This window comes from Pseudomonas wadenswilerensis (assembly GCF_024749185.1).
GTDB classification, from domain to species: Bacteria; Pseudomonadota; Gammaproteobacteria; order Pseudomonadales; family Pseudomonadaceae; genus Aquipseudomonas; species Aquipseudomonas wadenswilerensis.
Genome location: NZ_CP087191.1, coordinates 785,121 through 805,312, shown reverse-complemented (window position 1 = coordinate 805,312; position 20,192 = coordinate 785,121). Strand labels below are relative to the sequence as shown.

Genomic DNA, 20,192 nt, shown 5'->3' with positions numbered 1-20,192 from the left:
ACTGGTCCTACAGATATGCCAGACAACCCTGACCTTTGGTATGTAATTCTAGAAAGAGAACAATGCTATGAAACGGATTCTTCTGGGTACTCTGTTCACCGCGGTCTCACTCAATGCCATGGCCCAGGCGCCTGGCGGACCGGACTGCGGCTGGGGCAACATGCTGTTCGAGGGCCAACGCGGCACACCGGCCCACTTCCTTGCGTCCACCACCAACGGCACGTCCGGTAACGCCACTTTCGGCATGACCTCGGGCACCAACGGCTGCTCGACCAACTCTGCGCTGACCTATGGCGGTAAATCATGGTTCGCCATGAACGGCATGATGAACGAACTCTCCGAAGACATGGCCAAGGGTCAAGGTGAAGCACTGACCACCTATGCCGTGGTGCTTGGCGTCGCCCCGGAAGATCGCGCGCACTTTGCCGCGGTTACCCATCAACACTTCCAGGACATCTTCAAGACCGCCGACGTAACGGCTGAAGACGTGCACAGCAACACCCTCGCGGTGCTGAAAAGCGATCCGCGCCTGGCCAAATACGCCACCCAGGCTTAAGCTCGGCCCACCCGCCCCGTCACCGGGGCGGGTTGTTGTCCGCCTCTATCGGCATCATTCAGACTTAGTTGCCCGACATGCTCAAACGCCTTGCCTACCTGGCGCTCTGTGCCTGCGCCCCGCTGCATGCTGCCCCTTCATTCGATGACGCACGCCTGAAGCAACTGGCGGCCGACCGCTACTGGATCGCCCTCGGTCATTACGAGACGGCCAAGCTTGGCGGCTGGCGCAGCTACGTCGACGACCAGCGCTTCTTTCTCGCCGAAGACGGCGCCCATCACCCGGACCAGGAACTGCGCGCCACCGTCAACGCGCTGTACGCACCGGCGAGCCTCGGCGACAAACACGCCCAGTGCGTGTTCCCGGCGCGTACCCGCTGGCTGCGCGAGCAGTTGCAGCTGACCGACCTGCCGAGCCCGGACTGCAAGGAATACAGCCAGTGGTTCAAGGACGTCTCGCCGCACAGTGCGGTGATGATCTTCCCGGCCGCCTACCTGAACAGCCCGTCGTCGATGTTCGGCCACACCTTGTTGCGGATCGACCAGGCCGATGTGCAGAGCAACGAAACCGCCCTGCTCAGCTACGCAATCAACTTCGGCGCTTACATCGAAGGCAGCGACAACAGCATCCTCTACGCCTGGAAAGGCCTGATGGGCGGCTATCCGGGCCTGTTCGCCCTGGTGCCCTACCAGGAAAAGCTCTCCGAGTACCGCAGCCTGGAAAACCGCGACCTGTGGGAATACCGACTGAACCTGACCCCGGAAGAAACCGGGCGCATGGTCGAGCATGTCTGGGAACTCAAGCAGATCCAGTTCGACTACTTCTTCTTCGACGAAAACTGCTCCTACCGCCTGCTCGAACTGTTGCAGGTGGCGCGCCCGAGCCTGGACCTGACGTCGCAATTCCCGTTGACCGCAATCCCCACCGACACCGTCAAGGCGGTCAAGCAGTCCGGCCTGGTCGAGCGCATCGACTATCGGCCGTCACGCGAACGTGAACTGCTGGAGCGGGCCAAGCCGCTGGATGCCAGCGAGCAACAGCAAGTGCTGGCGGTCAGTGCCGACACCGCACAACTGCAAAGCCCAGCGTTCACCGCCCTGCCCCGCGAGCGCCAGGCCCTGGTGCAGGACGCCGCCTATCGCCTGGAACGTTACCGGGCCAACGGCCAGGAGCGTGATCCGGCACGCACCCAACGCAGCTTCGAGCTGCTGCGGGCAATCAACCGCAACCCGCCGCCGGAGCTTGAAATCGAGCGCCCGGGGCTGCCTGAAGACGGCCATCAGTCGCGCACCTGGCAGTTGGGCCTGGGCAGCCGCGATGATCGCGCCTATGCCGAGTATGGCCTGCGCATGGCCTATCACGACCTCAACGACAATGCCTACGGCTTCCCCCTCGGCGCACAGATCGAGATCCTTCAGCTCAAGCTGCGCCAGTACGAAGGCAACGACTGGCAGGTGCAACGCCTGGACCTGGCCACCATTCGCTCGTTGACCCCGCGCAATGCCCTGCTGCAACCCTGGTCGTGGCAGGTCGCCGGGGGGCTTGAGCGAGTGCTGGGCAAGCATGGCGATGAGGTGCTGGTCAGCCACGTCAACGGCGGTGCCGGCGGTACCTGGCAGCTGGCCGATGACCTGCTTGGCTTTGCCTTGGGCACAGTGCGGGTCGAGCACAACAATGACTTCGCCGGGTTCATTGCCCCGGCAGCGGGCTTCAATACCGGGCTGCTGTGGCGCAATCCACTGGGCAACCTGAGTGTCGAGGCCAAGGCCGACTACTTCACCAATGGCGAGGTGCGTCGTAGCCTGAGTTTGAACCAGCAGTGGGAGCTGTCCCGTGACCTGGGCCTGCGGCTCAGTGCCAGCCGCGACTTCAGCAAGTTGGCGTCGGCGCAGAACGAGGTGATGCTGGAGCTTAAGTGGTACCAGTATTAGTAAGGCTGCGCCTTGCATCGCTGGCAAAGCCAGCTCCCACAGGTCAGGTGTACACAGTCCAGTGTGGGAGCCGGCCTTGCCGGCGATGGGCTGCGCAGCAGCCCCAATACCCTGATCACATCCTTTTGACACGCCACCAACAATTCCCCACCTAGACTTTCCCTGGCAAGCGGAGAGTCTGAACATGCGGCGGTATTGGCTGGCAGTAGCGCTAATGGGTGTACTTGCGGGTTGCCAGACAACCCACGAGCAACTGATCAATCAGGGTTATCCACCGGCCTACGCCGATGGTTTCCAGGACGGTTGCAGCAGCGGCCGCCAGGCCGCCGGGGTGATGGCCGGGGATTTTCGCAAGGACGTACCGCGTTACCTGCACAACCGCCAGTATGAGTCCGGCTGGGACGATGGCTTTCGCCAGTGCCACGCCATGCAGGAGAACCAGGACCTGCAGGAATACCGGGCCCGTCACTGGGAGGATCGTGATGAGCAGTGGCAGGAAGAAAAAGATCGGGATGCCGCGCGCGCCTATCGACGCAAGTAGGTCGCAATCGGACATCCGATGCAACTGCGGGACTGTCAGCATGGTCTCCCATGAAAGGAGGCCCTCATGAGCCGAGCATTCGTCAACGAAGACCAGGCCGCCGACCAGGCCAACCAGCCGGTGGAGCGCCGGGTCAGCGAGCAACCCAACCATGTCACTGCCCGTGGCCTGACCCTGCTGCAACAACGGCTCGCCGAACTGAACAGCCTGCGCAGCGAACTCCTGAGCCAGGGCGACCAGACCGACAAGCAGCGTCTGGCCGAAACCGAACGCGACCTGCGCTACTTCAGCGCCCGGGTGCAAAGCGCCCAGGTCGTCGCGCCCGCCACTTCCCATGAAAAAGTGCAGATTGGCAGCCGGGTACGGTTCGTCGATGAGCAGGGCCGCCAGCATCAGGTGCAACTGGTCGGTGAAGACCAGGCCTATGCCGCCAGCGGCCTGATCAACTGGGGTTCACCCCTGGGCCGGGCGTTGCTGGGAGGCGCGCCCGGTGACGAGGTGCTGTGGCGACGACCGGCAGGGGATCTGTCGATCGAGATCGTCGCCATCGAACCCGAGGCTTAGACCACGCCCTGGGCCAGCATGGCGTCGGCAACCTTGACGAAGCCGGCGATGTTGGCGCCCTTGACGTAGTTGATCCGGCCGTTCTCTTCGCCGTAATGCACGCAGGCGTGGTGGATCGACTGCATGATGTTGTGCAGCTTGCTGTCCACTTCACCGGCAGTCCACAACAGGCGCATGGCGTTCTGCGACATCTCCAGGCCACTGACGGCCACGCCGCCGGCGTTGGACGCCTTGCCCGGGGCGAAGAGGATGCCGGCCTCGATGAAGATATCCACAGCCTCGAGGGTGGTCGGCATGTTGGCGCCTTCGGCCACGCAGAGGCAGCCGTTGCGCAGCAGGGTGCGGGCGTCTTCGGCGTCCAGTTCGTTCTGGGTCGCGCATGGCAGGGCGATGTCACACGCCAGGCTCCAGGGCCGCTGGCCTCTGCGGAACTCCAGGCCAAAACGCTCGGCCAGCTCGCTGATACGGCCGCGCTTGACGTTTTTCAGCTCCATCAGCGCATCCCACTGCTCGTCGGTCATGCCGGCTTCGCAGTACAGGGTGCCTTCGGAGTCGGACAGCGAAATCACCTTGCCGCCCAGGTCCATGACCTTGCGCGCGGCGTACTGGGCAACGTTGCCGGAACCGGAGATGGCCACCCGGCGCCCGTCGATGCGCAGGTCCTGGCGTTTGAGCATCTCTTCGGCGAAGTACACGCAGCCGTAGCCGGTAGCCTCCGGGCGAATCAGGCTGCCGCCGTAGGTCATGCCCTTGCCGGTCAGCACCGAAGTGAACTGGTTGGCCAGGCGCTTGTACTGGCCGAACATGAAACCGATTTCGCGGGCGCCGACGCCGATGTCACCGGCCGGCACGTCGAGGTCGGCACCGATGTGGCGGTACAGCTCGCTCATGAACGCCTGACAGAAGCGCATGACCTCAGCATCGCTCTTGCCCTTCGGATCGAAGTCCGAGCCGCCCTTGCCGCCGCCCATAGGCAGCGAGGTCAGGGAGTTCTTGAACACCTGCTCGAAGGCCAGGAATTTCAGCACGCCCAAGTTTACCGAGCGGTGGAAACGCAGGCCGCCCTTGTACGGGCCGATGGCACTGCTCATCTGGATGCGGTAGCCGCGGTTGACCTGGACCTTGCCCTGGTCATCGACCCACGACACGCGGAACAGGATCGCCCGCTCCGGCTCGACCATACGCTCGAGGATACCGGCCTGCAGGTAATGCGGATTGGCTTCGAGGAACGGCCAGAGGCTGCGCAGCACCTCTTCGACGGCCTGATGGAATTCAGGCTGGGCGGGGTCGCGTTGCTTGAGGCGAGCGAGAAAATCTTCGACAGATTCGATCATGTAGACATTCACCAGATAGAGTTGGACTTATGTTTTTTCCTCGACTTTACCAAGAAGCAACCGCACCGCAACAGGGCGACATGTCGTTTTTATGAAATTAAATGGTGCATTTGTATAAGTGTATACATGTTGTAGCGCACCGCGGGGCAAGCCCGCTCCTACTGGGCTGCGGTAAATTTTGGGCAAAAAAACGGGGCCCGAAGGCCCCGTTCCAGTGCAGAACCCTGAGGGTTATGCCAGTTTTTTGTGCCGTACGCGGTGCGGCTGGGCAGCAGCTTCGCCCAGGCGCTTCTTGCGATCGGCTTCGTACTCGGTGTAGTTGCCTTCGAAGAACACCGCCTGCGAATCGTCTTCGTAGGCCAGGATGTGGGTGGCCACACGGTCAAGGAACCAGCGATCGTGAGAGATCACGATGGCGGCGCCCGGGAAGTCCAGCAGGGCTTCCTCCAGCGAACGCAGGGTTTCCACGTCCAGGTCGTTGGACGGTTCGTCGAGCAGCAGGACGTTGGCGCCCTCTTTCAGGGTCAGGGCCAGGTGCAGACGGCCGCGCTCACCACCAGAGAGGTCCTTGACGAACTTCTGCTGGTCACCGCCCTTGAAGTTGAAACGGCCAACATAGGTGCGCGACGGGATCTCGTAGGTGCCGATCCGCAACTGGTCGGAACCGTCGGAAATCTGCTGGAACACGGTCTTGTTGCCGTCGAGGTCTTCACGGCTCTGGTCAACGCAGGCCAGTTGCACGGTGTCACCGATCTCGATGCTGCCCGAGTCCGGTTGTTCCTTGCCCATCAGCATGCGGAACAGGGTCGATTTACCGGCACCGTTACCGCCGATCACGCCGACGATGGCACCTTTGGGCATGGCGAACGACAGGTTGTCGATCAGCACGCGATCGCCATAACCCTTGCAGACGTTCTTGAACTCGATGACCTTGTCACCCAGGCGCGGACCTGCCGGGATGTAGATCTCGTTGGTCTCGCTGCGCTTCTGGAATTCCTGCGACTGCATTTCTTCGAAGCGTTGCAGGCGGGCCTTGGACTTGGACTGACGAGCCTTGGCGCCTTTGCGCACCCACTCCAGTTCTTCCTTCATGGCCTTCTCGTGGGCCGACTGCTGCTTGGATTCCTGGGCCAGACGATCGGACTTGGCTTCCAGCCAGCCCGAGTAGTTGCCTTCGTACGGAATACCGGCGCCGCGGTCGAGTTCGAGAATCCAGCCAGCGACGTTGTCGAGGAAGTAACGGTCGTGGGTAATGGCTACCACGGTGCCCGGGAAGTCGTGGAGGAAGTGTTCCAGCCAGGCGACGGAGTCGGCATCCAGGTGGTTGGTCGGTTCGTCGAGCAGGAGCATGTCCGGGGCCGACAGCAGCAGGCGGCACAGGGCCACACGGCGTTTTTCACCACCGGACAGGTGCTCGACCTTGGCTTCCCAGGCCGGCAGGCGCAGGGCGTCGGCGGCTACTTCCAGCTGACGCTCGAGGTTGTGGCCGTCGCTGGCCTGGAGGATGGCTTCGAGCTTGGCCTGTTCGGCGGCGAGCTTGTCGAAGTCGGCATCCGGCTCGGCGTAGGCAGCGTAGACCTCGTCCAGGCGCGCCTGGGCGTCCTTGATCACGCTGACCGCTTCCTCGACCACTTCACGCACGGTCTTGGACGGGTCCAGCTGTGGCTCCTGGGGCAGGTAGCCGATGTTCAGTTCCGGCATCGGACGGGCTTCGCCGTCGAACTCGGTGTCTACACCCGCCATGATTTTCAGCAGGGTGGATTTACCCGAGCCGTTGAGGCCGAGCACGCCGATCTTGGCGCCTGGGAAAAACGACAGGGAGATGTTCTTCAAAATTTCCCGCTTCGGCGGGACAACTTTGCCCAGCCGATGCATGGTATAGACGTATTGAGCCATGGAAAACCTAGCGTCAGAGACGAAAAAATAGAAGCGAAACAGATGAAGGGAGCCGTAGCCCCCAGGAAAGGGCCAAAGCTACCGCAATGCGCCGGGTTGGGCAAACCGCCGACGAACAGGGCTGGCACTTTGCCACGTTTGCGGGCATGCTAGCCGCCCTTCGGGCGTCCGGCTTATAGTGCGCAACCGGAGCCGTCGCCAGGAACGCGGCACTTGCCAACCAGCAGCTCTAAACCTGCCATCCAGCCATACCGCAGGATCAACGTTTGACCAATCTCACTCAGCCGTCCTCCCTGCGCAAGCCGGCCACTGCGTCAGGCTCGCCGCTGCGCGGCTCATTGAAAGGCGCGCTGGCCCTGTTGGTCCTGTTGCTGCTCGGCCTGCTGCTGTGGCAGTTGATTGCCCAGTTCCGTCATACCCAGGCTGACCAGTATCAGCAGAGCTTGAACGACAGTGCCGAGCTCGCCGATCACATGAGCCTGAACATGGCGCTGAAGGCCCAGGTGGCGCTCAATCAGGTCCAGCAATACCGCTCGTCGCCTGGCCCTGAGCAATTGCCGAACGTCATCGCCCAGTTGCGCCAGCAACAACCGAACCTGCTCAGTGTCGCCTGGGTCGGCGCCGATGGCAGCCTGCAAGCCGACAGCCTGAACGGTACGCCCGATTACCAGGCGCTGGACGAGTTGCTGCGGCTCAACCAGGGCCGCGACTTCTATTACAGCAACAGCGCCGACAACCAGCAGGTCTACCTGTTGTTGCGCCAGCCGGGGAAAGCCCCCAGCGGCTATTGGCTCCTGCGCCTGGCGCCGAGCTACTACAGTGACCTGACCACTCACCTGGACCGCCCGGATCATCCTTTGTGGCTGCTGGAAAACAGCCGCACCGGCGAGATCATCAACCGTCACCAGCCGACGCCCGGCAGCGACGAGCCGCTACAAAGCGTGATGCTGGCGTTCCTCGACAACAGCACCTGGCAACTGCGCGGCCTGTTCGATGCCGGCCTGGCCCGCCAGCAACTGCTGCCGGCACTGATCGGCAAATGCATGCTCGGCTTGTTCTGCGCGCTGATCCCGCTGCTGGCCCTGATCAACATGCGCCGTCGTCATCGCCTGCTGCAGGAAAGCCGCCGGCGCTACCACGACATTTTCGAAGGCACCGGGGTCGCCCTGTGCGTACTCGACCTCTCCGGCCTGCCCGGCCAGCTCGAACGTTATCGCCTGCGCAGCCGCCCGGCCCTTGAGCAGCGCCTGGCCTTCGACCAGCCATTGCGCCGGGCGCTGCTGCAAGAACTGAAGGTCACCGAAGTCAACCAGGTGGCCTTGCAACTGCTCGGTGTCAATTGCTGCGACAGTGCCTGGCAGCGCCTGGTCGAAGGCGCGCAGACCGACAACGACGGCATCGGCATCCAGCTGCTCGGGGCAATCCTCGACAACCAGCAACAGCTGGAGCTGGAGGTGCGCCTGCCGGTGGCTGATGGCGAGGACCTGCACCTGTGGCTGATGGTGCGTTTCCCGCAGCAGCGCCGTGATTACCAGGCGGTGATCCTCAGCATCAGCGATATCACCAGCCGCAAGCAGGTCGAGCTGTCGCTGCTCGAACGCGAAAGTTTCTGGTCGGACGTAGTACGCACCGTGCCCGACCAGCTGTACGTGCAAGACGTGCAAAGCCAGCTGATGATCTTCAGCAACCGCAACCTGGGCCAGACCCTGGGCTACAGTCGCACCGAGCTGGCGCAGATGGGCGATCATTTCTGGGAGTTGCTGCTGCACCCGGACGATGCCCAGCTTTACCGGCAATTGCGCCAGCAGCAACGCAACTCGGGTTATGTCGAGCAACTGCATTGCCAACTGCGATTCCGCCACCACGACCAGTGCTGGCGCCGCTTCGACATCCGCGAACAGGCCCTGACCCGCAATAACGCAGGCTGCGTGACGCGGATCATCGGTGTCGGCAAGGACGTTACCGAACAGATCGAAGCCAGCGAATCCCTGCGCGACAGTGAGCAACGCTACCGCATGCTCGCCGAAAGCATCAGCGACGTGATCTTCTCCACCGACAGCCTGCTGCAGTTGAACTACGTCAGCCCGTCGATCCAGGCGGTCCTGGGCTTTGAAGTGGAGTGGATCTTCGAAAACGGCTGGCACTCGACCATCGCCAACCCGGCCCAGCTCACCGGCATCTACAGCCTGGTCGAGCGGGTCAACAAGGCCCTGGGCGACCCCGAGCAACTGGAGCAGTTGCGCACCCAACTGCCGACCCAGCTGTTTTTGTTCGACTGCCTGCGCGCCGATGGCCGCAAGATCCCTATCGAGTTGCGCCTGGTGCTGGTCTGGGATGACCAGGAGCGTTTCGAGGGCATCCTTGGCGTCGGCCGCGACATCAGCCAGCAACGCCGCGCCGAGAAAGACCTGCGCATGGCCGCCACGGTATTCGAGCACTCGACCTCGGCAATCCTCATCACCGACCCGGCCGGCTACATCGTCCAGGCCAACGAAGCCTTCAGCCGCGTCAGTGGTTATGCCGTGGCCGATGTACTGGACCAGTTGCCGAGCCTGCTGACCGTCGATGAGCATCAGGATGCCCACCTGCGCTACGTGCTCAAGCAGCTGCACCAGCGCGGCACCTGGGAAGGCGAAGTGTGGCTCAAGCGCCGCAGCGGCGAACACTATCCGGCCTGGGTCGGCATCACCGCAGTGCTCGATGACGAAGGCGACCTGGCCAGCTACGTGTGCTTCTTTACCGACATCAGCGAGCGCAAGGCCAGCGAACAGCGCATCCATCGCCTGGCCTACTATGACGCCCTGACCCACCTGCCCAACCGCACCCTGTTCCAGGACCGCCTGCACACGGCCCTGCAGCAGGCCGAGCGGCAGAAGGCCTGGGTGGTGCTGATGTTCCTCGACCTCGACCGCTTCAAGCCGATCAACGACTCCCTCGGCCATGCCGCGGGCGATCGCATGCTCAAGGACATGGCCGAGCGCCTGCTCGACTGCGTCGATGACGACGACACCGTGGCGCGCATGGGCGGCGACGAATTCACCCTGCTGCTGCAACCGCGCGCCACCCGCGAAATGGCCCTGAACCGCGCCATCCACGTGGCCGAACAGATTCTCGGCAGCCTGGTGCGGCCATTCGTGCTGGAGAACCGCGAGTTCTTCGTCACCGCCAGCATCGGCATCGCCCTCAGCCCGCAAGATGGCAGCGAGCTCAGCCAGCTGATGAAGAACGCCGACACCGCCATGTATCACGCCAAGGAACGCGGCAAGAACAACTTCCAGTTCTACCAGGCCGACATGAACGCCAGTGCCCTGGAGCGCCTGGAGCTGGAAAGCGACCTGCGCCACGCCCTGGAACAGAACGAATTCATCCTTTATTACCAACCGCAGTTCAGCGGCGACGGCAAGCGCCTGACCGGTGCCGAAGCGCTGCTGCGCTGGCGCCATCCGCGGCGCGGGCTGGTACCGCCGGGGGATTTCATCCCGGTGATCGAGGAGCTCGGCCTGGTGGTCGATGTCGGCGACTGGGTGCTCAAGGAGGCCAGCCGCCAGCTCAAGGCCTGGCACCAGGCCAAGGTGCGGGTGCCGAAGGTCTCGGTGAACATCTCGGCACGGCAGTTCTCTGATGGTCAATTGGGCGAACGCATCGCCACCATCCTCAAGGAAACCGGCCTGCCGCCGGCGTGTCTGGAGCTGGAGCTGACCGAAAGTATCCTGATGCGCGAGGTCAACGAGGCCATGGTGATCCTCGACAGCCTGAAGAACCTGGGCTTGAGCATCGCCGTCGACGACTTCGGCACCGGCTATTCGTCGCTCAACTACCTCAAGCAGTTCCCCATCGACGTGCTGAAGATCGACCGTACCTTCGTCGACGGCCTGCCCGAGGGCGAACAGGATGCGCAGATCGCCCGGGCGATCATCGCCATGGCCCACAGCCTGAACCTGGCGGTGATCGCCGAGGGCGTGGAAACCCATGAGCAACTGGAGTTCCTGCGTGAGCACGGCTGTGACGAGGTACAGGGTTACCTGTTCGGGCGGCCGATGCCGGCGCATCAGTTCGAAGCGCAATTCAGCAACGAAACGCTGTTCATGTTCGAGTAGCCCCATCGCTGGCAAGCCAGCTCCCACAGGTTCTGCATGCACCGTTCCTTGTGGGAGCTGGCTTGCCAGCGATTGGAGCACCACCGATCCCTGAATGAAGCCCACTTGTCTGCGACATGATGCCCTTTCATATGCCAGACAAAAGCTGATGAGGTAGAATGCCCGCCTATTTCAGCACGATCCTTGAGGACCGCCATGTTCAGCCGTGATTTGACCATTGCCAAGTACGACGCCGATCTCTTTGCCGCCATGGAGCAAGAAGCTCAGCGCCAGGAAGAACATATCGAGCTGATCGCCTCGGAAAACTACACTAGCCCCGCTGTCATGGAAGCCCAGGGCTCGGTGCTGACCAACAAGTACGCCGAAGGCTACCCGGGCAAGCGCTACTACGGCGGTTGCGAGTACGTCGACGTGGTCGAGCAACTGGCCATCGACCGTGCCAAGGAACTGTTCGGCGCCGATTACGCCAACGTCCAGCCGCACGCCGGCTCCCAAGCCAACAGCGCCGTCTACCTGGCCCTGCTGTCGGCCGGTGACACCATCCTGGGCATGAGCCTGGCCCACGGCGGTCACCTGACCCACGGCGCCAACGTCAGCTCCTCGGGCAAACTGTACAACGCCATCCAGTACGGCATCGACGCCAACGGCCTGATCGACTACGACGAAGTCGAGCGCCTGGCGGTCGAGCACAAGCCAAAGATGATCGTTGCCGGTTTCTCGGCCTACTCGCAGATCCTCGACTTCCCGCGTTTCCGCGAAATCGCCGACAAGGTCGGTGCCTACCTGTTCGTCGACATGGCTCACGTAGCCGGTCTGGTCGCTGCAGGCGTGTACCCGAACCCGGTGCCGTTCGCCGACGTGGTCACCACCACTACCCACAAGACCCTGCGCGGTCCACGTGGCGGCCTGATCCTCGCTCGCGCCAACGCCGAGATCGAGAAGAAGCTGAACTCCGCAGTATTCCCGGGCGCCCAGGGCGGCCCGCTGGAGCACGTGATCGCCGCCAAGGCCATCTGCTTCAAGGAAGCGCTGCAGCCTGAGTTCAAGGCCTACCAGCAGCAAGTGGTGAAAAACGCCCAGGCCATGGCCGGCGTGTTCATCGAGCGCGGTTTCGACGTGGTTTCCGGCGGTACCGAGAACCACCTGTTCCTGCTGTCGCTGATCAAGCAGGAAATCTCCGGTAAAGATGCCGACGCCGCCCTGGGTCGCGCCTTCATCACCGTCAACAAGAACTCGGTACCGAACGACCCACGTTCGCCGTTCGTCACCTCCGGCCTGCGCTTCGGCACCCCGGCTGTGACCACTCGCGGCTTCAAAGAAGCCGAGTGTAAAGAACTGGCTGGCTGGATCTGCGACATCCTCGCCGACCTGAACAACGAAGCGGTGATCGACGCCGTTCGCGAGAAGGTCAAGGCCATCTGCGCCAAGCTGCCGGTGTACGGCAAGTAAGCACAGCGGCATGATGTGAAAAAGCCCGGCTCTTGAGCCGGGCTTTTTTGTATCTGCCCCTGTGCTGCCCTAATTATCTAACACTTGAGGACTCACCTTCGCCCTTACCGTGAAGAGGTGCAGCGCCGCTGTGCTTCTGACACTCACAACTCAGGTGAATCCATGCCAACCCATCGTCAACAATCCTTCATTGCCCAACTGGAAACCGCCAGCCACCCAATCAACTTTCTCGGTGAGCTGGTGGGCTCGCCAGTGAAAGTAGCGCTGGTCCGCTCAGGCGGCGGCGCCTTCAGCGGTGCAATCCAGTACCGCGATGACTCGCATTTTCTTGGCCATCAGGCGCCTGCCAACCAGGCCATGGTGCCGCTGACCCTGTACTTTCGCCACACGCCGGAAGGCTACAAGCTGTATGTCCGGTCCCCCGGTCCCCAGCATGGCAAACGCCTTGGTGCGAATGAAACGGGTCTGCTCGGTGCCTTTCCGGTAGAGAGCTGTCCACCCAGCACTTTCAGCCTGCTCAACCCGAATGGCCGGCCAATCAACCACGAGCACCTGAACAACCTGCGCCTTCCCATTCACTTGAAGTTGAACAATGGCAGCTTGACGCACCGCCGCACCATTCACGACTCCAAACAGATCTATCTGGGTACCAAAGGGGGAGCACCACTGGAAATCACCCTCAATATCCTTGAGTTGAATGCGCCTTACCTTAGCGAGCCGAACGAGATCTGAGACATTCCCCCTATCGCCGAAACGCGGTAGGGGGAGCTCAAGTCAGCGCCGCGAATCCGGCGCGAATCTTCGCCTCCGGCAAATCATCCGCAATAAACACCATCACACTCTCGCGCGCCTCCCCCTCTGCCCACTCGCTGTCCCAATCAAAGCCATAGAGCTTGAGCACCCCCTGGAACACCAGGCGCCGATCCTCCCCGGCAATGTTCAGCACGCCCTTGTAGCGCAACAGCTGCTTGCCATGCTCTTCCAGCAACTGGTTCATGAAGTCGCTGAGGCGATCTATATCCAGCGGCGAATCAGTGCGCAACACCAGGCTGGAGATTCGATCCGGCGTCGCCGTCTGCCCGGCCGGGCGCAGACGCAAACCGCCGCCCAGGTCGGCATTGAGGTTGAAACCGCGGACATCGAGCAGCTCGGCCAGATCGATCTTGCCGTTGTCCACTACCCGAATCGGGGCGCGGCGGTTGATCCGCCCCAGACGCTCGCTCAGTGCCTGGAAGCTGGCGGCGTCGACCAGGTCGGTCTTGCTCACCAGCAGGCGGTCGGCAAAACCGACCTGTGCCTGGGCAATGGTCTGGGTCAGGTGCAGATTGGCGTGCGCGGCATCGACCAGGGTGATGATGCCGTCGAGGATATAGCGCTCGCGCAGCTCTTCATCGATGAAGAAGGTTTGCGCCACCGGCGCCGGGTCGGCGAGGCCCGTGCACTCGATCACCAGGCGGTCGAAGGCGATCTCGCCGCTGTCCAGGCGCTCAAGCAGCAGGAACAGCGCCTTGGTCAGGTCGGTGTGGATGCTGCAGCACACGCAGCCGTTGGCCAGGGTCATGACCTGCACCGGTTCATCACCGAGCAGTTGGGTATCGATACCGGCATCGCTGAATTCGTTTTCGATAACGGCGATCTTCAGGCCGTGCTCGGCCTTGAGCAGGTGGCGCAACAAGGTGGTCTTGCCGGCGCCGAGAAAGCCGCTGAGCACGGTAACGGGAATTGGAGGTAACAAACCGAATACTCCTGAACGCTGAAAATGACTGTGGGAGCCCGGCGCAAACCGGGCTCCCACAGCTTTGTCACTTGCCTTGCATGCCGCTTTTCAACAGCACTTGGGCCCACCCTTGCCGCCGTAACGAGCCTCCTGGCGTTCGCGGAAGAACTCCTCGTAGGTCATTACCGGTTTGTCCGGGTGCTTGGTCTGCATATGCTCGACGTAGTTGTCGTAGTCGGGCATGCCGACCATCAGGCGGGCTGCCTGCCCCAGGTACTTACCCAGTCGACCGAGATCGTTGAACATCACTGCATTCCTCTTGGGTTACGCATCCGGCAGGGCCTGGAACGGGGACTCTTTGTCAGTCCGCTCTTTTTTGCCCAGGGCAGCGATGCCGACCTTGAGGGCGAAGAACAGAATGCTGAAGACCACGAACAGGAACAGGCCGGTCAGGGCCGCGTTGGTGTAGGCGTTGAAGATCACGTGCTGCATCTGGCCGATGTCCTTGGCCGGGGCCAGCACCTGCCCTGCGTCGAGCGCCACGCTGTACTTGTTGGCCAGGGCCAGGAAGCCGACCGCCGGGTTCGGGTCGAACAGCTTAATGAAGCCGGCGGTGGTGGTGCAGATCAGCAGCCAGACCGCAGGCACCAGGGTGACCCACATGTAGCGCTGGCGCTTCATCTTGATCAGTACCACGGTGCCGAGCATCAGGGCGATACCGGCGAGCATCTGGTTGGAGATGCCGAACAGCGGCCACAAGGTGTTGATGCCGCCCAGTGGATCGATCACGCCCTGGTACAGCAGGTAACCCCAGAGCGCCACGCAACCGGCGGTGGCGAGCAGGTTGGCGCCCCACGATTCGGTGCGTTTGAGCGCAGGCACAAAGCTGCCCAGCAGGTCCTGGAGCATGAAGCGCCCGGCACGGGTACCGGCGTCCACTGCGGTGAGGATGAACAGTGCCTCGAACAGGATCGCGAAGTGATACCAGAAGGCCATGGTGTTCTCACCCGGCAGCACCTGGTGGAGGATCTGCGCGATACCCACCGCCAGGGTCGGCGCACCACCGGCACGGGCCAGGATGGTGTGCTCGCCGATGTCCTTGGCTACCGCCTCAAGGGCATCCGGGGTAATGGCAAAGCCCCAGCTACTGACGGTTTGCGCAACCGAGACAACATCAGAACCGACCACTGCGGCCGGGCTGTTCATGGCGAAGTACACGCCTGGTTCGATCACCGAGGCGGCAACCATGGCCATGATCGCCACGAACGACTCCATGAGCATGCCGCCGTAACCGATGTAACGGGCGTTGACTTCGTTATCCAGCAGTTTGGGCGTGGTCCCCGAGGAGATCAGCGCATGGAAACCCGACACCGCACCACAGGCGATGGTGATGAACAGGAACGGGAACAGGGTGCCCTTCCACACCGGGCCGGTACCGTCGGTGAACTGGGTCAGCGCCGGCATTTTCAGCTCGGGAGCGATGATCAGGATACCGATGGCCAGGCCGACGATGGTGCCGATCTTGAGAAAGGTCGACAGGTAGTCACGCGGTGCCAGCACCAGCCACACCGGCAGTACCGCGGCAACGAAACCGTAGCCCACCAGCATCCAGGTGATCTGCACGCCAGTGAAGGTGAACGCCGGGCCCCAGACCGGATCGGCGGCAACCTGGCCCCCCAGCCAGATCGACAGCAACAGCAGCACCACGCCGATCAGCGAGATCTCGCCGATATGGCCCGGGCGGATGTAGCGCATGTAGATGCCCATGAACATCGCGATCGGGATGGTCGCCATCACCGTGAACATGCCCCATGGGCTCTCGGCCAGGGCCTTGACCACGATCAGCGCCAGCACCGCGAGGATGATGATCATGATCAGGAAGCAGCCGAACAGGGCAATGGTACCGGGGATCCGGCCCATCTCTTCGCGGACCATGTCGCCCAGCGAGCGGCCGTTGCGGCGGGTGGAGAGGAACAGGATCATGAAGTCCTGCACCGCACCGGCCAGCACCACCCCGGCAATCAGCCAGAGCGTGCCCGGCAGGTAGCCCATCTGCGCCGCCAGCACAGGACCGACCAGCGGGCCGGCACCGGCAATCGCGGCGAAGTGGTGACCGAAAAGAATATGTTTGTTGGTCGGCACGTAGTCCAGACCATCGTTGTTAACCACCGCCGGGGTGGCCCGACGCGGGTCCAGCTGCATCACCTTGGTGGCGATGAACAGGCTGTAGTAGCGGTAGGCGACCAGGTAGATGGCCACCGAAGCGACGACGATCCACAAGGCGTTGATGGCCTCACCACGACGCAGGGCGACCACACCCAGCGCACAGGCTCCTATGACTGCCAGCGCCAGCCACGGAATGTGGCGTAGCAGGCTATTATTGTTGTTCATGGTTTGCTTCCAGCTAGTGGATAAAAGACAGCCTTTCGAGTCTAGCGATACTGGCAGGAAAGGCCAGCCCCCACGTTGGTCTAGAGCCCTCCAGCGCGGGCTGAGCAAATCTGGTTATGCGCCCTTGCGCAGACCTTGGCAAGTGCTGAGCTATAGTCAGGAAGAACCCTGGAGTGTCTGAACATGAGCGACCACCAAGAACGTCGACGTTTCAAACGCATTGCCTTCGACGCGCCCACCGAACTGGTACAGGGCGAACACCGCTGGCAGGTCAGCCTGCTGGACATCTCCCTCAAGGGCATATTGATCGAATCCCCCGAACCCTGGGATGCCGATCTCGAAGAACTGTTCGATGCAGTGATTCACCTGGGTGAAAACGCGCAGGTAGAGATGCAGGTGCAACTGCGCCACATCGACGACCGCCAGCTCGGCTTTATCTGCCTGCACATCGACCTGCATTCGCTGGAGCATCTGTGCCGCCTGATCGAGCTTAATCTGGCCGATCGCACCGAACTGGAGCGCGAGTTCCACGAACTGATCGAAGTTTAGAAACTCTTAGCTTCCTACCTACCATCACCCAAACACCTTTCTTGTCCACTTAGACAGCTTTCCAGCCAGTTCCACGGTGCCCTCACGAGGCCCTGTGGCGCTGGCCTGTGGCTGTTGGAACAGAATCTGCATCCAGCCCTGAAGCCAAACCATCAGTAGGACTGTTCCTACGCCAATCTAAAAATTGTATACAATTGTTCTGGCATTCGCGTGTAGGACTTGTCTACAGTAGCGCCACAACAATAAAACTGAGAACTTGCCCCATGAATACGTCCTCCCCTAGCACGTCTTCAGCCCAGCGTCCCGAAGACGAGAACCTGGGCCTTGGCGCCAACCTGGCTTATGGCCTGCAGCATGTTCTGACCATGTACGGCGGTATCGTCGCCGTGCCACTGATCCTCGGCCAGGCGGCCGGCCTGGGCCCTGCCGACATCGGCCTGCTGATCGCCGCATCGCTGTTTGCCGGCGGCCTCGCCACCCTGCTGCAAACCCTCGGACTGCCGTGGTTCGGTTGCCAGTTGCCGCTGGTGCAGGGCGTGTCGTTCGCCGGTGTGGCGACCATGGGGGCGATCCTCAGCAGTGAAGGCGGTGGAGGCTTGCCCGGGGTACTGGGCGCAGTCATGGCGGCCTCTCTGATCGGTTTTCTGATTACCCCGGTGTTCTCGCGGATCACCAAGTTCTTCCCGCCGCTGGTGACCGGTATCGTCATCACCACCATCGGCCTGACCCTGATGCCAGTGGCCGCACGCTGGGTCATGGGTGGCAACAGCAAGGCCCCGGATTTCGGCAGCATGGCCAACATCGGCCTGGCCGGGCTGACCTTCGTCATCGTCCTGGTGCTGAGCAAGCTGGGCAGCGCGACCATCTCGCGGCTGTCGATCCTGCTGGCCATGGTCATCGGCACCCTGATTGCCTGGTCGCTGGGCATGGCTGACTTCAGCAAGGTCCTCGACGGCCCGCTGGTGGCGATGCCGACGCCGTTCCACTTCGGCATGCCGACCTTCCACATCGCCGCCATCCTGTCGATGTGCATCGTGATTATGGTGACCCTGGTGGAAACTTCGGCGGACATCCTCGCCGTCGGCGAGATCATCGACACCAAGGTCGATTCCAAACGCCTGGGCAATGGCCTGCGTGCCGACATGGCGTCGAGCATCCTGGCCCCCATCTTCGGCTCCTTCACCCAGAGCGCCTTCGCCCAGAACGTCGGCCTGGTAGCCGTGACCGGGGTCAAGAGCCGCTATGTGGTCGCCACCGGCGGGGTGATCCTGGTGGTGCTCGGCCTGCTGCCGATCATGGGCCGGGTCATTGCCGCGGTGCCGACTTCGGTACTCGGTGGCGCCGGCATCGTGCTGTTCGGCACCGTTGCCGCCAGCGGTATCCGCACCCTGTCCAAAGTCAGCTACAAGAACAACGTCAACCTGATCATCGTCGCCGCTTCCCTGGGCTTCGGCATGATCCCGATCGCTGCGCCAAACTTCTACGCGCAGTTCCCCAACTGGTTCGAGACCATCTTCCACTCCGGCATCAGCTCGGCGGCGATCATGGCGATCGTGCTCAACCTGGTGTTCAACCACTTCACCACCGGCAACTCCGACCAGCAGTCGGTATTCGCTGCCGCCTACGAACGCACCATCCACTACTCGGACATTTCCGCGCTGCGTGATGGCGACTACTTCGAAGACGGCAAGCTGTTCAACGCCGAGGGCATAGAAGTGCCGGTGATGAGCGAGGGCGAGCATGGAGAGCCGCCGGCGCGACGAGAGGCGGTTTCGGAACACTGAATGAGTTAGCGGTTGAATCTTCAGGGCCGGTGCACATGCACCGGCCTTTTTGTTTCAGCGCGAAGCAAAGTAGCCATTGAGCTGCTGCAAATCCTGCGGTTCCAGCACCCCGGCCAGATAACGCAACTGCAACCAGGCGCGCAGGTAGTCGTAGCGCGCCTGGGCCAGGTCGCGGCGGGCACTGTAGAGCTGCTGTTCGGCATCGAGCACGTCGAGGTTGACCCGTTCGCCACCGGCAACGCTTTTGCGCGTGGAGGTAATCAAGCCACGGGCTGACTCCACTGCCAGTTCATAGGCACGGATCTTCGCCGTACTGCTGGCGCACAAGTTGAACTGCTTGCGCAATTGATTGACGGTATCGGCAATCTGCCCATCCAGGCTGAAGCGCGCACTGTCACGCTCGGCAGCCGCCTGGCGGGTGGACGCCGACACCCCGCCGCCGGCGAACAGCGGCAGGCTGATCTGGATGCCGATGCTGTCGGTGTCATAGCGCTGGTCGTAGCTGCTTTCGGAACTGGAGCTGGATTTGCCGGTGCTGGCATAGGCACTCAGGGTCGGCAGGTGGCCGGCGCGCTGACGCTCGACGGCATAGTCGGCGGCTACCAGGGCGTGACGCTGGGATGCCAGCTCGGCGTTGTGGCTCACTGCCAGGTCGCGCCAGCTCTCGAAACGTAGCGGTTGCAAGGGTTGCACGCGAAAGTGGCCGCTCAGCGGTGCCAGGTCCTCGACCTCCAGCGGCTCGCCAATAATTGCCTGCAAGGCGCGCAGGGCCGCATCGAGGTTGTCGCTGGCCTCGATTTCCTGGGCCTGGGCCAGCTCATAGCGCGCCTGGGTTTCCAGCAGGTCGGTACGGGTACCCTCGCCGCCCTTGAGCAAGCGCCGGTTCAATTGCAGTTGCTCGGCATAGGCACGGCGCTGGGCCTGGGCCAGGGCGATCTGCTCGTTGGCGAACAGCGCTTCGCTGTAGGCGCCGAACACCCGCACCGCCAGCTCCTGGCTGCGGCTACGAAAGCGCTCGTCCGCCAGCAACGCCTTGGCCACACCCTGGCGGTACTCGGCCCAGGCGCCGTAGTCGAACAGCGGCTGTTGCAAGGTCAGTGTCGAGGAGTAGCTGCGATAGTCACGCTGGCTGGTGACGTTGCCGCGGGCGTTGGTCTGGGTCACTTCGGAATCGTTGCGGGCATTGTTGTAGCGGTAGGACAGGTTCGGCAGCAACGCTGCCCGGCCGATGGCGCGGCTCTCAAGGCCGGCATCGCGCTCGGCGATGGCGGCATGGAAGGTCGGGTCGTTGCGCAGGGCCAGGGCATAGGCATCACCAAGGTCCACCGCAGCGGCCGACAGACTGGTGCCCAGCAACAGCAGGCAGGACAACACACGCATCGA

At 62.4% G+C, this 20,192-nt stretch carries 15 protein-coding genes; 9 read left to right on the top strand and 6 right to left on the bottom strand.

Going from position 1 to position 20,192, the window contains the following annotated elements; all coding sequences use genetic code 11:
- The first annotated feature begins 67 nt into the window (after positions 1-67).
- The 4 genes from LOY45_RS03545 to LOY45_RS03530 all read left to right on the top strand — a co-directional run bounded on the left by LOY45_RS03545 (position 68) and on the right by LOY45_RS03530 (position 3,592).
- Complete coding sequence (locus LOY45_RS03545) at positions 68-556, top strand: DUF3015 domain-containing protein (protein WP_010226385.1); 489 nt, start codon at positions 68-70, stop codon at positions 554-556.
- 77 nt (positions 557-633) lie between these two features.
- A complete protein-coding gene (locus tag LOY45_RS03540; RefSeq protein ID WP_115088780.1) occupies positions 634-2,487 on the top strand; it encodes a DUF7840 domain-containing protein in 1,854 nt (617 codons plus the stop codon).
- A 184-nt stretch (positions 2,488-2,671) separates the two neighbouring features.
- On the top strand, positions 2,672-3,028 hold the full coding sequence (locus tag LOY45_RS03535; protein ID WP_258578760.1) for a hypothetical protein: 357 nt from the start codon (positions 2,672-2,674) through the stop codon (positions 3,026-3,028).
- A 66-nt stretch (positions 3,029-3,094) separates the two neighbouring features.
- On the top strand, positions 3,095-3,592 hold the full coding sequence (locus LOY45_RS03530; RefSeq protein ID WP_258578759.1) for a GreA/GreB family elongation factor: 498 nt from the start codon (positions 3,095-3,097) through the stop codon (positions 3,590-3,592).
- On the opposite strand, the gene gdhA is transcribed toward LOY45_RS03530, so the two are convergent.
- Positions 3,589-4,926: an NADP-specific glutamate dehydrogenase gene (gene gdhA, locus LOY45_RS03525; protein WP_115088783.1), complete on the bottom strand. Its 1,338-nt coding sequence runs from the start codon at positions 4,924-4,926 to the stop codon at positions 3,589-3,591. The two genes, LOY45_RS03530 and gdhA, sit on opposite strands and share 4 nt — an antisense overlap.
- A gap of 231 nt (positions 4,927-5,157) precedes the next feature.
- On the bottom strand, positions 5,158-6,822 hold the full coding sequence (ettA, locus tag LOY45_RS03520) for an energy-dependent translational throttle protein EttA (protein ID WP_115088784.1): 1,665 nt from the start codon (positions 6,820-6,822) through the stop codon (positions 5,158-5,160).
- Positions 6,823-7,088: 266 nt separating this feature from the next.
- On the opposite strand from ettA, the gene LOY45_RS03515 reads away from it, so the two are divergent.
- The 3 genes from LOY45_RS03515 to LOY45_RS03505 all read left to right on the top strand — a co-directional run bounded on the left by LOY45_RS03515 (position 7,089) and on the right by LOY45_RS03505 (position 13,100).
- The gene (locus LOY45_RS03515; protein ID WP_134064339.1) at positions 7,089-10,919 is read left to right on the top strand and encodes a sensor domain-containing protein; all 3,831 of its coding nucleotides are present in this window, start codon (positions 7,089-7,091) and stop codon (positions 10,917-10,919) included.
- A 195-nt stretch (positions 10,920-11,114) separates the two neighbouring features.
- On the top strand, positions 11,115-12,368 hold the full coding sequence (glyA, locus tag LOY45_RS03510) for a serine hydroxymethyltransferase (RefSeq protein ID WP_038997233.1): 1,254 nt from the start codon (positions 11,115-11,117) through the stop codon (positions 12,366-12,368).
- A gap of 162 nt (positions 12,369-12,530) precedes the next feature.
- The gene (locus LOY45_RS03505) at positions 12,531-13,100 is read left to right on the top strand and encodes a hypothetical protein (RefSeq protein WP_258578758.1); all 570 of its coding nucleotides are present in this window, start codon (positions 12,531-12,533) and stop codon (positions 13,098-13,100) included.
- Between the two features lie 37 nt (positions 13,101-13,137).
- On the opposite strand, the gene yjiA is transcribed toward LOY45_RS03505, so the two are convergent.
- From yjiA to LOY45_RS03490, 3 genes are all read right to left on the bottom strand, one after another.
- A complete protein-coding gene (yjiA, locus tag LOY45_RS03500) occupies positions 13,138-14,103 on the bottom strand; it encodes a GTPase (protein WP_258578757.1) in 966 nt (321 codons plus the stop codon).
- A gap of 90 nt (positions 14,104-14,193) precedes the next feature.
- On the bottom strand, positions 14,194-14,391 hold the full coding sequence (locus LOY45_RS03495) for a YbdD/YjiX family protein (protein ID WP_010226397.1): 198 nt from the start codon (positions 14,389-14,391) through the stop codon (positions 14,194-14,196).
- A gap of 18 nt (positions 14,392-14,409) precedes the next feature.
- A complete protein-coding gene (locus LOY45_RS03490) occupies positions 14,410-16,476 on the bottom strand; it encodes a carbon starvation CstA family protein (RefSeq protein ID WP_115088788.1) in 2,067 nt (688 codons plus the stop codon).
- Between the two features lie 183 nt (positions 16,477-16,659).
- On the opposite strand from LOY45_RS03490, the gene LOY45_RS03485 reads away from it, so the two are divergent.
- Positions 16,660-17,025, top strand: coding sequence for a PilZ domain-containing protein (locus tag LOY45_RS03485; RefSeq protein WP_115088789.1), 366 nt, complete (start codon positions 16,660-16,662; stop codon positions 17,023-17,025).
- Positions 17,026-17,288: 263 nt separating this feature from the next.
- Positions 17,289-18,809, top strand: coding sequence for a nucleobase:cation symporter-2 family protein (locus LOY45_RS03480; RefSeq protein ID WP_115088790.1), 1,521 nt, complete (start codon positions 17,289-17,291; stop codon positions 18,807-18,809).
- A gap of 54 nt (positions 18,810-18,863) precedes the next feature.
- On the opposite strand, the gene LOY45_RS03475 is transcribed toward LOY45_RS03480, so the two are convergent.
- Complete coding sequence (locus tag LOY45_RS03475; protein ID WP_258578756.1) at positions 18,864-20,189, bottom strand: TolC family outer membrane protein; 1,326 nt, start codon at positions 20,187-20,189, stop codon at positions 18,864-18,866.
- Positions 20,190-20,192 lie beyond the last annotated feature (3 nt).